The organism is Apilactobacillus ozensis DSM 23829 = JCM 17196, from assembly GCF_001435995.1.
Classification (GTDB): Bacteria; Bacillota; Bacilli; order Lactobacillales; family Lactobacillaceae; genus Apilactobacillus; species Apilactobacillus ozensis.
Map to the genome: position 1 here is coordinate 194,834 of NZ_AYYQ01000035.1, position 12,354 is coordinate 207,187.

The window sequence follows — 12,354 nt, forward strand, 5'->3', positions numbered from 1 at the left end:
GAATGACTGACAAAAAATTAGAAAAAAAAGAATATAAAGATTCTTTAAATACTTTTATTAAAAAGTATAAAAAAGTAGGGCATGTAACTTATGACGTCATTGATAATGGAATTGCTTTACCATTTAAGTTGACTACTAATCAAACTGATAAGCTATTAGAAAAAATTGAAGATTCTGGAATTAGTGTTGTAGATCAAAATGGTGATCCAGACCCACGTGCTTTGAAAGCTGCTAAAAAGGTAACTCAAAAGGAATTAAAGAACACGGCTTCAGCTCCATCTGGTGTCAAAATAAATGATCCAGTTAGAATGTACTTGAAAGAAATTGGACGAGTTTCCCTATTAACAGCTGACCAAGAAGTTAGTTTAGCTTTGAGAATTGAAGATGGTGATGAAGCAGCTAAGCAAGAATTGGCTGAAGCCAACTTAAGATTAGTTGTTTCCATTGCTAAACGTTATGTAGGTAGAGGAATGCAATTCTTAGATTTAATCCAAGAAGGTAACATGGGATTAATGAAGGCGGTTGAAAAGTTTGATTACCGTAAGGGATTTAAATTTTCTACTTATGCAACTTGGTGGATTAGACAAGCTATTACGCGTGCTATTGCTGACCAAGCACGTACAATTAGGATTCCAGTGCACATGGTTGAAACGATTAACAAATTAATTCGAATTCAAAGACAATTACTTCAAGATTTAGGTCGTGAACCAACTCCTGATGAAATTGGTGCTGAAATGGATATGCCAACTTCAAAAGTTCGTGGTATCTTGAAGATTTCTCAAGAACCAGTTTCATTGGAAACACCAATTGGTGAAGAAGATGATTCACATTTAGGTGACTTTATCGAAGACCAAGATGCCACTAGTCCATCCGAACATGCTGCTTATGAACTTTTAAAAGAACAATTAGAAGGTGTATTAGATACACTAACTGATCGTGAAGAAAATGTGCTTAGACTTCGTTTCGGTTTGGACGATGGACGTACCAGAACACTTGAAGAAGTTGGTAAAGTGTTTGGTGTTACCCGTGAAAGAATTCGTCAAATTGAAGCTAAGGCCTTACGTAAGTTGCGCCATCCATCACGTAGTAAACAATTAAAAGACTTTCTTGAATAAAATGAGATGTTTAAAAAGCAGATGCATGTATGCATCTGCTTTTTATTTAAGATATAATAAATTTAATAAATTTTTTAACAAAAGGAGCTTAATGATGGACTCTAATCATTTATCAGATCGTTTAAAAAAAGTTGCCAGTTATGTTCCACTAAATAGTAGAATGGCTGACATAGGTTCTGACCATGCTTATTTACCAGTATATTTAGCTAAAAATAACAAAATTTCCTTTGCAGTGGCAGGTGAAGTTGCTAAGGGACCTTTAGAAAATGCTGAGCATGAAATTAACTTAGAAAAATTTGATGATATCATACTACCACGTTTAGCTGATGGTTTAGACGCAATTAAACTATCAGATAATATTGACTGCATAACGATTGCTGGAATGGGTGGTACTTTAATTCGTGATATTTTAAAACGTGGTCAAAATAAATTAAGTGGTAAGGAAAAATTAGTTTTACAGCCAAACGTTGGCGAATTTATACTTAGACTATGGTTAATGAACAATGAATATAAAATAACTAATGAAGACATTATTCGTGAAGATGGCCATACTTATGAAATAATAGTGGCTGAAAAAGTAAATGAGACAATTCATTATAGTGATGATGAATTGCAATTTGGACCCTTTTTAATTAAAGAACAATCACAAGTTTTTATTGATAAGTGGTGTAATGAAAAGATAAGAATGCGTGAAGTCATTAATCAAATGAATCAAGCTAAAAAGCATAGGCCTATTGACCGAATTAATGCAATTGAAGATAAAATTTCTAAGATAGATGAGGTGTTGAATAAATGAAAGGAATTGATTTAGTAAGTCGATTTGAACAGTTTGCACCGAAAGATATAGCGGTTAAAGGAGATCCGGTTGGATTACAGATTGGTTCTTTAGATGCTGAAGTGCATAAAGTGGTGACGACTTTAGATGTTAGGCCGGAAGTTGTAGATGAAGCAATTGACCATAACGTTGATTTCATATTTGCCCATCATCCAGTTATGTTTCGACCAGCTAAAAATTTGGATTTATCAGTTCCACAAAATATGATGTATGCTAAATTAATTAAACATAATATAACTGTTTATGCAGCACACACTAACTTAGATAATGCTTTTGATGGAATGAATGATTGGTTGGCTGAAGCCTTGCAATTACAAAATACTGAAGGCTTATCTTTCATGTTAAATAAACATGATAAAGATTTTTATATGGGAAGAATTGGAGAACTAGTTGCTGAAATGCCTTTAAATGAGTTCGCTAATTTATGTAAACAGATTTTTAATGTTAAGGGCCTCAGACTTATTAGTAATAATCCTCAAAAAATAGTTAAAAGAGTTGCCATATTAGGTGGCGATGGCGGTAAATTTTATCATGATGCAATCAAAAAACATGCTGATGTGTATATAACTGGGGATGTATATTATCATACTGGACATGACATGTTAGCTGATGGAATTTCAGTAATTGACCCCGGTCATCATATTGAAAGCATTTGTAAGCAAAAGCTACTAAAAATATTTTCTAATTGGAATCATCAATATGAATGGAATATTGAAGTTATAGCTTCCAAGATTAATACTGATCCATTTACTTTTATTTAAGGTTAAGGAGTGATTTAATATGAACAAATACGATGGTATGTTAGATCGATTTTTAAAGTATGTAAAAATAAATACGCAATCTGATGAAGACAGTACAAGAATTCCTTCAACCAACTGTCAAGTTGATTTTATTAATAGTTTAAAACAAGAATTATTGTCGATGGGCTTAAAAAACGTTAGGGTTAATTCACAAAGTGGTTATTTATTTGCTGATTTAACATCTAATACTAGCCAAAGTTTACCTAGCATTGGATTCTTAGCACATGTCGATACAGCAGACTTTAATTCTGAGAACATTAATCCGCAAGTCATAAAAAATTATGACGGTGGAGTTGTTAATTTAGGTGATAGCAAATTTAAACTCGATCCTAAAGTGTTTAGTAGTTTAAATAAGTATGTAGGTCAAACTTTAGTTACTACTGATGGTAATACGTTATTAGGTGCTGATGATAAATCTGGGGTTACTGAAATTATTACTGCCATGCAATATTTGATTGGTCATCCAGAAATTAAACACGGTAACATTAGTGTGGGATTTGGCCCTGATGAAGAAATAGGGACAGGTGCAGATAATTTTGATGTAAAAGATTTCAATGTTGATATGGCTTATACGGTAGATGGTGGGCCTTTAGGTGATTTACAATACGAAACTTTTAATGCTGCAAGTGCAAAATTGAAGATATCTGGGACTGATGTACACCCAGCCGAAGCAAAGGGCATTATGGTTAATGCATTGCAAATCGGTATTGATTTCAATAATTTATTGCCAGAACATGATCGTCCTGAAAATACTGAAGGTCGCGAAGGATTCTTCTTTTTAACGGATATGAGTGGAACTCCAGATCAAGCGACTTTAAATTATATAATCAGAGACCATGATCAAGAAAAATTTAAAAATCGTAAAAAATTATTTAAAGACATTGTTAATAAACTTAATGCTAAATATGGTGACGGAAGAGTTAATTTGGTACTTAAGGATCAATATTACAATATGGCTGAAATTATCAAAAAAGATATGACAGTTGTAGATTTAGCTAAACAAGCGATGCTTAATTTAGATATAACCCCTAATATTTTTCCAGTACGTGGGGGTACGGATGGTTCTAAAATCTCTTTTATGGGCATTACGACACCTAATTTGTTTGCTGGTGGTGAAAATATGCATGGACGTTTTGAATATGTATCGTTACAAACAATGGAAAAAGCGGTTGATTTAATTATTGAAATTGCTAATTTAAATACTAAAAATATTTAGGTCAAAAAAGGTCAAAATATTTTTAACTTATAAATACTTTTGATAAAATACTTATAGGTCATAAATTATGACTGACTAAGTATTTTTTATTTTAAAGTGGGTGAAAATATATGAATCCAGATAATTTTACAGAATCAGTTAATCAAGCATTAGCTGAAGCACAAAAAGTTGCTAGTAATCGAAGACATCAAGATATAAGTATTGCACATTTATTTAAATTTTTAATTCAACCTGGCGAATTAGCTCGACAAATTTTTTCTGAAGCTAAGCTAGACATCGATAATTTAGAAACAGAAATAGATAGTGAAATTGATTCAATTTCAGTTGTAGAAGGTTCAAACGTTAGTTATGGTCAATCATTATCATCTAATATGTTAGCTTTGCTACAGAATGCAGATAAAGAAAAAACTGCTTTAGGTGATGAATATATTGCAATTGACACTTTAGTAATTGCTTTAATGGATTTAAGTGGTTGTAAACTAACCGACTATTTAAAAAACAACAACGTAGATAGAGATACTATCATTAAAATCGTTAAAAACATTCGTGGAGGCGAAAAAGTGACTTCTAAGAATCAAGAAGAGACTTTTCAAGCGTTAGAAAAGTATGGAACTGACTTAGTTAAAGAAGCTAGGGCAGGTAAATTAGGTCCTATTATTGGTAGGGATGAAGAAATTTTAGACGTAGTACGTATTTTATCTAGAATGACTAAAAACAATCCAATTCTATTAGGAGACCCCGGAGTAGGTAAAACTGCTATTGTAGAAGGGTTAGCTAAACGAATTGCTGTTAATGATGTTCCAGATAATTTACGTGATAAATCGTTATTTGAACTTGATATGAGTTCACTAATTGCGGGTGCTAAGTACAGAGGTCAATTTGAAGAACGTTTAAAGGCCGTCCTTAAAGCAGTTAAAAAGTCTGAAGGCAAGATTATTATGTTTATTGATGAAATTCATAATATTGTAGGTGCTGGTAAGACTGAAGGAAGTATGGATGCTGGTAACATACTAAAGCCAATGCTTGCACGTGGTGAATTACATTTGATTGGTGCTACTACTGTTGACGAGTATCGTAAATACATGGAAAAAGATAAAGCGCTAGAACGTCGTTTCCAACGAGTAATGGTAAAAGAACCATCTGTAGATGACACTATTACTATTTTACGTGGGATTAAAGAACGTCTAGAAATTCATCATGGAGTTAGAATTCATGATAATGCTTTGGTTTCCGCTGCTAAATTATCTGATCGTTATATCACTGATCGTTATTTACCTGATAAAGCTATTGATTTAGTAGATGAAGCTTCTTCCACAATTCGTGTAGAAATGAATTCTAGTCCAACCGAATTAGATCAAGCTAACCGACAATTGATTCGTCAAGAAGTAGAACAAGCAGCTTTAAAAAATGAAACTGACGATGCTTCCAAAAAGCGTTTAGCTAAATTGACCCCTGAACTAGCTGAAACTAAAGAAAAAGTAAATAATTTAAATGCTCGTTGGCAACGTGAAAAAGATGCCATTAAAAAATTAGGCGATAAAAAACGTGAATTAGATAAGGCTAAAAATGATTTACAACAAGCTGAAAGTAATTATGACTTAAATCAAGCGGCTATTTTGAAACATGGTACGATTCCAGAATTAGAAAGCGAACTAGCTGATATGGAAAAACAAGATCATTCGAATGATTGGTTAGTCAGTGAATCAGTTACGCAAAATGAAATTGCAAATGTATTAAGTCGAGAAACTGGGATTCCAGTCCAACGCTTAATGCAAGGCGAACGTGCTAAATTATTAAGCCTTGATAAAAATCTTCATAAACGAGTAGTAGGACAAGATGAGGCTGTAGAAGCAGTGTCTGATGCTGTTTTAAGGTCTCGGGCCGGTCTACAAGATCCAAGTAAACCATTAGGTTCTTTCTTATTCTTAGGACCTACCGGAGTTGGTAAAACGGAATTAGCTAAAGCATTAGCACAGAATCTATTTGATTCAGAAGACCATATGGTTCGTATCGATATGTCTGAATATATGGAAAAGGAATCAGTATCAAGATTAGTAGGTGCAGCGCCTGGGTATGTAGGGTATGAAGAAGGTGGCCAATTAACCGAAGCAGTTCGACGTGATCCATACACAATTGTATTATTTGATGAAATTGAAAAAGCACATCCAGATGTCTTTAATATTTTATTGCAAGTATTAGATGATGGTCGCTTAACCGACGGACAAGGACGTACGATTGATTTTAAGAATACGATTTTAATTATGACATCTAATCTAGGTTCTGATATATTGCTTAGTGGAACGGATAAAGATGGTAATATTAGTGATGATGCTAAAAAATCAGTCGATGCGTTATTAAAGATTAAATTTAAGCCTGAATTTTTAAATCGAATTGATGATGTCATAACATTTAAGCCATTGTCATTAGGCGATGTAAAATTGATTGTTAAAAAAGTCATTAATAAGTTGTCCAAACGTACCATTGAACAATCAATTAAGATAAATATTAACGATGATGCTATTAACTGGATTGCTCAAAAAGGTTATCAACCACAATATGGAGCAAGACCTTTACAAAGATTTATAACTCGTTATGTGGAAACACCACTTGCTAAGTTAATAATTGCTGGTAAAGTAAAACCAAATTCTGAAGTACAAATTAGCTTAAAAGATGATAAGCTAGTATTTGAATAGTAAATGCAAAATAAAAAAGGCTTGGACTTTTACAGTTCAAACCTTTTATTTTTCAATCGCTTTTTTATCCATCATCAAGTTGATACCATTTACTAAGATGACAGCAGTTATTACAGAAACAATTGCAATTTCTGTTGTTGAGTATGGTAGAGAGGTTAAATCGCTTGAAATGTATCCAATAACTTCACCAAATACTGCTGACCAGAAAATGATTGTTAAATTTGCAGAAATAAAACGCATTACATCCACCTCACATTTCAATAAGATTTTAGCATAAAATCACGCAAAAATTCAAACTAACTATTCGTATCATAAAAATTTAAATAATTTTGTTATAATTTATTTAGCTAGAAAGGATGATTTTATGAATTATACCCCATTACAGGTTATCAGCTCTTATAGTTTACTACAAAGCAATATATCCATAAAAGATTTAGTTTTAGAAGCTAAAAGTAGAGGCTATGATAGCTTAACTTTAACTGACAGAAATGTCATGTATGGTGCTATAGAATTTTATGATGAATGTTTAAAAAATGACATTAAACCGATTGTTGGACTAACAATAGAACTATCAGGGACTGAAATATTAGATCAATCATTCGAATTAGTTTTGCTAGCTAAGAATTTTAATGGGTATAAAAATTTAATGAAAATATCAACCTTAAAAATGACCGAAAAACGTGATAATGTTGGTCATGAATTAACGCTAAGTGATATAACACCATATTTGAATCATTTATTTGTGATTATACCTAAAAATTCAGAAGTTTTCTCTTTACTGATGCGGGGCCAAAATGATTTAGCAATTAATTATGTAAAAAGCATACAAAATAACGTAGACGAAAAGTCACTTTATTTTGGTGTTGATATTAATACGTCAGATAATTTAATTCAAATTATTAATAACCTTTCTAAAAAATATGGAACTTCTATGGTTGCTTTATCGACTGTAAAGTACTTGAATGCTAATGATTATTTTGCAGTATCAATCTTGAATTATATAGCTAATGGTCAAAAAATTACTGATCCAGTAGAAAATAGTCATATTCTAGGTAGCGAGTGGTTACGCGGTTGTAAAGAGATGTGTAAATTTTTTACTGATAAGAAACTTACCACTGCTTTGACGTCTAATCATTATATTAGTAGTCATTGCAATCTAAAAATTATGAAGCAAAAACCACAATTGCCTAATTTCAAAAATGATTTTAACCTATCTTCATTCGATTTTTTAAAAAAACTATGTAAGCAAGGACTTAAGGAACGACTTTCTAATAACGAAATTATTAAAGCTAATATCAATAAGTACGTGGATCGAATGAAAAAAGAGCTAGCGGTTATTAACCGAATGGGGTTTAACGATTATTTCTTAATTGTCTGGGATGTAATTAACTATTCACATCACCATAATATTATGACTGGTCCAGGAAGGGGTTCAGCTGCTGGCTCATTAGTAGCCTATGTCTTAAAAATTACTGATGTTGATCCTATTAAATATGGATTGCTTTTTGAACGATTTTTGAATGAGGAACGAGCACAGATGCCAGATATTGACTTAGACATTCCAGATGATAAACGTAGTGAAATTTTAAATTATGTTCATAGTAAGTATGGTGATAATTATGTAGCACAAATTGTAACTTTTGGGACTTTATCGGCTAAGCAAGTAATTAGGGATGTAGGTAGAGTTTTTGGACTTAATAATTTACAAATGAGTAAATGGAGTAATGCAATTCCTACCCAATTAAATATTAAATTACTAGATGCTGTAAAACAGTCGCATAAGTTAAAAAGTTTAATTGACGAAAATAAATTAAATCAGCTTATTTTTGCAACGGCTTTAAAGTTAGAGGGAATTCCTAGACACTATTCTACTCACGCTGCTGGAGTTATCATTAGTGCTAATGAATTAATTAATAATTCACCGGTTCAACTTGGTAACGAAGGCTTATTAATGACCCAATATTCTAAAAATTATGTGGAACAAGTTGGCTTATTAAAAATGGATTTTCTAGGTTTAAGAAATCTTTCACTGATTGCTAATATTGTTGACGATATTTATCAAAATACAGGTAGTTTATTAAAAATTAGTCAAATTGATTTAAATGATGAATCCACTCTACGATACTTTCAAAATGGCTACACTAATGGGGTTTTTCAGTTTGAATCGAGTGGAATTAAAAATGTTTTAAGAAGCTTAAAACCTACTAATTTTGAGCTAGTAGCAGCGGTGGACGCACTATATCGCCCCGGGCCTATGCAAAACATTGACAATTTTATCAAACGTAAGAATGATAACCATCAAATTAATTATGCAGACGAGCGTCTTAAAAATGTATTACAACCAACTTTTGGCATTATTGTTTATCAAGAACAAGTTATGCAACTAGCTTCTATTATGGCTGGATTTACTTTAGGTGAGGCCGATATATTAAGAAGAGCCATGAGTAAGAAGAAACAAGAAGTAATGGATAACATGCGTGACAAATTTATTGCTGGTGCAATTAGTAATGGCTTTCCGAAATCAGTTGCAGAACGAACATTTGCTTACATTGATCAATTTGCTAGTTATGGTTTTAATAAGTCACATGCATATGCATATAGTAAAATGGCTTTTCAGCTAGCTTATTTAAAAGTTCATTATCCACTTGAATTTTATAAAAATATTTTTAATTCAGTTTTAAATAATGCAGATAAAACTAAAACTTATTTTAACGAAGTCAAACTAAGAAATATTAAATTATTTGGACCTAATATTAACCTGAGTGAAAGTATTTTTAGTATTAAACATAATGCAATTATATTTGGACTTAGAGCAATTAAAGGCTTAAGAACTGATTTTATTCGTTTTATATTGGATGAAAGAAAGAATGGCAAATTTACTAATTTAGAAAACTTCATTAGAAGAATTGATTCTAAGTTTCGTAAAGCTGAACTTTTAAATTTATTAGTATATTCAGGTGCATTAGATATTTTTGGATACAATCGAGCAGAATTACTTAACTCGATTCCTGAATTCATTAGTTCTATCAACTTGTCTGGAAACTCCATGGATTTATTTAATGATTTAAAGCCTAAAATACAGCACTTTAAAGATATTCCACTCAAAGAAAAGTTAGGTAAAGAAAGGGAATGCCTAGGAATATATCTCTCTGGGCATCCAGTTGAACAATATTTATACTTGCAAAAACAATTTAAATTAACGTTTAGTGACGAGTTTAATCTTAATGCTGATTATGTAAATACACTATTTTTTATTAGTAGTATTAAAAATATACGAACTAAAAAAGGCCAGGAAATGGCGTTTGTGAATGGATCGGATATGAGTAATGAGTATACTATTGTTGTATTCCCGGAAGCATACTCAACTTTTAAAAACTATTTAAAAACGGGTCAAGTTATTTTAGTAAGTGGTAAAGTTGAAGCTTCCAAAAAGAATAACCAAATTCAACTAATAGCCCAAAATATTAATTTAGCAGTGAATCTACCTAAAGCATCTAGTAATAAAAGACTTTATTTAAAAATAGACAAAGATAAAGACAATACTGATGTTTGGAAAAAAATACACACGGTTATAAAAAATAATCCTGGAAATACCTCGATAATTATTCATAGAGAAATAGATGATTCGAATAAATTATTGCGAAAACCATATTCAATAAATGGGACCAATTCGGCTATTAATTCGTTAAAACTTATTTTAGGAAAAGATAATGCTGTATATAAATGATTTTTTGTAAAATAAATTACAAAAAACAGGGAATCCATAGCAGACATAATTTTTAAAAAGTGATACAATTATGTTGAATTCTAATTATGTAGTTAATAATTTGATAGTTTGATATTTATTAAATTAATTATCTGCAAAATAAAAGGAGAGATTTTGACTTATGAAGAAAACAAAGATCGTAAGTACTTTAGGACCTGCTAGTACCGACGTCGATACTATCGTTAAGTTGATCGAAGCAGGAGCTAATATTTTTCGATTTAACTTTTCACACGGTGACCATGAAGAACATTTTGATCGTTTGAACAAAGTGCATGAAGCTGAAAAGAAAACCGGTAAAACAGTTGGTATCATGCTTGATACTAAAGGTGCTGAAATTCGTACTACTGTTCAAAAAGACGGTAAAATTCAATACAACACTGGTGACCAATTCAGAATTTCTATGGACGAAAGTCTTGACGGAACTAAAGATAAAATTGCTGTAACATATCCTGGATTACTAGATGATGTTAAGGTTGGCGGTCATATCTTATTTGATGATGGTATTTTAGATACTGTTGTTGATGAAAAAGATGAAGCTAATAAAGAATTAGTTGTTACTGCTCAAAACGACGCACTTCTAGGTTCACGTAAAACAGTTGATGCTCCTGGTGTTTCAATTAACTTACCAGGTATTACTGAAAAAGACTCAAGCGACATTCGTTTCGGTCTTGAAAAGATGAACATTAACTTCATTGCTGCTTCTTTCGTAAGAAAGCCACAAGATGTTCTTGACATCCGTACTTTACTTGAAGAACAACATATGGAAGATGTTCAAATTTTCCCTAAGATTGAATCACAAGAAGGTATCGACAACTTTGAAGATATCATGAATGTATCTGATGGTTTAATGATTGCTCGTGGTGACATGGCTGTTGAAATTCCAGCAGAAAATGTTCCAATCGTTCAAAAACACATGATCCACAGATGTAACGAAATGGGTAAGCCAGTTATTACTGCTACTCAAATGTTAGATTCAATGATTGAAAACCCTCGTCCTACTCGTGCTGAAGCTTCAGATGTTGAATACGCTGTATTCAGTGGTACTGATGCTACTATGCTTTCTGGTGAAAGTGCTAATGGTAAATACCCAGCTAAAGCTGTAGATATGATGAGAAAACTAGATGAAAAAGCTGAAGAACATTACGATACTTACGCTGATGCTCGTCCAACATTTAACAACGGTGACGTTACTGAAGCCTTTGGTAAAGAAGCAGCTGCTTTAGCTAAAGACTTAGGTATTAAGACTATTGTTACTTCTACTTCAACTGGTTACTCTGCACGTATGATTTCTAAATATCGTCCAAATGCTGATATTTTAGCATTGACATTTGATGACCGTACACGTCGTGGTTTAACAATTAACTGGGGTGTTCAACCAATCGTTGTTGAAAAACCTGAAACTACTGATGGTATGTTTGACTTTGCTGCAAACAAGGCCGTTGAAACTGGTTTAGCTAAAGAAGGCGACTTAGTATTAATCGTTGCTGGTATTCCAGTTGGTGAAAAAGGTACTACTAATGTTATGCGTGTTAAGTTAATCGGTTCAAAATTGACTCAAGGTCAAGGAATCGGTGACAAAGCCGTTATTGGTAAAGCTTTTTTAGCAAGTAACGCTGCCGACGCAAACAGCAAAGCTGTAGACGGTGGCGTGTTAGTAGCTAAGAATACTAACAAAGATTATCTACCCGCAATGAAAAAAGCTAGTGCTATTATCGTTGAAGATGGTGGATTAACATCACACGCAGCAGTAGTTGGTATTTCAATGGGGATTCCAGTTATTGTTGGTGCTAATAAGGCTACAGAAAAAATTTCTGATGGTGAAACTATTACAGTTGATGCTCAACGCGGTATCGTTTACCACGGTGCAGCTAATTCACTTTAATAGTTGTTATTGGTAAAAAGACACGCAAAATGCGTGTCTTTTTATTG

Annotated in this window: 8 protein-coding genes; 7 read left to right on the forward strand and 1 reads right to left on the reverse strand. The window is 32.4% G+C overall.

The features are described 5' to 3' along the window. Nucleotides 1–2 precede the first annotated feature (2 nt). From rpoD to clpB, 5 genes are all read left to right on the forward strand, one after another. Nucleotides 3–1,115 carry an RNA polymerase sigma factor RpoD gene (rpoD, locus tag FD06_RS06390; protein WP_056966858.1) on the forward strand — a complete coding sequence of 371 codons (1,113 nt, stop codon included), beginning with the start codon at nt 3–5 and terminating at the stop codon, nt 1,113–1,115. Between the two features lie 94 nt (nt 1,116–1,209). After that, nucleotides 1,210–1,911: a tRNA (adenine(22)-N(1))-methyltransferase gene (locus FD06_RS06395; protein WP_054656896.1), complete on the forward strand. Its 702-nt coding sequence runs from the start codon at nt 1,210–1,212 to the stop codon at nt 1,909–1,911. Continuing rightward, nucleotides 1,908–2,711 (forward strand): Nif3-like dinuclear metal center hexameric protein, encoded by an 804-nt coding sequence (locus FD06_RS06400; RefSeq protein ID WP_056966860.1) that lies wholly within the window; start codon nt 1,908–1,910, stop codon nt 2,709–2,711. The genes FD06_RS06395 and FD06_RS06400 overlap by 4 nt, the downstream gene beginning before the upstream one ends. Before the next feature lie 19 nt (nt 2,712–2,730). Next, the gene (gene pepT / locus FD06_RS06405; RefSeq protein WP_056966863.1) at nt 2,731–3,966 is read left to right on the forward strand and encodes a peptidase T; all 1,236 of its coding nucleotides are present in this window, start codon (nt 2,731–2,733) and stop codon (nt 3,964–3,966) included. Between the two features lie 110 nt (nt 3,967–4,076). Next, the gene (gene clpB / locus FD06_RS06410; RefSeq protein WP_056966865.1) at nt 4,077–6,659 is read left to right on the forward strand and encodes an ATP-dependent chaperone ClpB; all 2,583 of its coding nucleotides are present in this window, start codon (nt 4,077–4,079) and stop codon (nt 6,657–6,659) included. 45 nt (nt 6,660–6,704) lie between these two features. On the opposite strand, the gene FD06_RS06415 is transcribed toward clpB, so the two are convergent. Further along, a complete protein-coding gene (locus tag FD06_RS06415; RefSeq protein WP_054656894.1) occupies nt 6,705–6,899 on the reverse strand; it encodes a DUF2929 family protein in 195 nt (64 codons plus the stop codon). Between the two features lie 124 nt (nt 6,900–7,023). Between FD06_RS06415 and dnaE the strand changes: the two genes are divergently transcribed. Continuing rightward, a complete protein-coding gene (dnaE, locus tag FD06_RS06420) occupies nt 7,024–10,386 on the forward strand; it encodes a DNA polymerase III subunit alpha (RefSeq protein WP_056966867.1) in 3,363 nt (1,120 codons plus the stop codon). 160 nt (nt 10,387–10,546) lie between these two features. Further along, complete coding sequence (gene pyk / locus FD06_RS06425) at nt 10,547–12,307, forward strand: pyruvate kinase (RefSeq protein ID WP_056966869.1); 1,761 nt, start codon at nt 10,547–10,549, stop codon at nt 12,305–12,307. Nucleotides 12,308–12,354: the final 47 nt, after the last annotated feature.

Coding starts and splice junctions, on each gene's coding strand:
- rpoD (WP_056966858.1), top strand. CDS start 3: ATGACTGACAAAAAATTAGAAAAAAAAGAATATAAAGATTCTTTAAAT.
- FD06_RS06395 (WP_054656896.1), top strand. CDS start 1,210: ATGGACTCTAATCATTTATCAGATCGTTTAAAAAAAGTTGCCAGTTAT.
- FD06_RS06400 (WP_056966860.1), top strand. CDS start 1,908: ATGAAAGGAATTGATTTAGTAAGTCGATTTGAACAGTTTGCACCGAAA.
- pepT (WP_056966863.1), top strand. CDS start 2,731: ATGAACAAATACGATGGTATGTTAGATCGATTTTTAAAGTATGTAAAA.
- clpB (WP_056966865.1), top strand. CDS start 4,077: ATGAATCCAGATAATTTTACAGAATCAGTTAATCAAGCATTAGCTGAA.
- FD06_RS06415 (WP_054656894.1), bottom strand. CDS start 6,899: ATGCGTTTTATTTCTGCAAATTTAACAATCATTTTCTGGTCAGCAGTA.
- dnaE (WP_056966867.1), top strand. CDS start 7,024: ATGAATTATACCCCATTACAGGTTATCAGCTCTTATAGTTTACTACAA.
- pyk (WP_056966869.1), top strand. CDS start 10,547: ATGAAGAAAACAAAGATCGTAAGTACTTTAGGACCTGCTAGTACCGAC.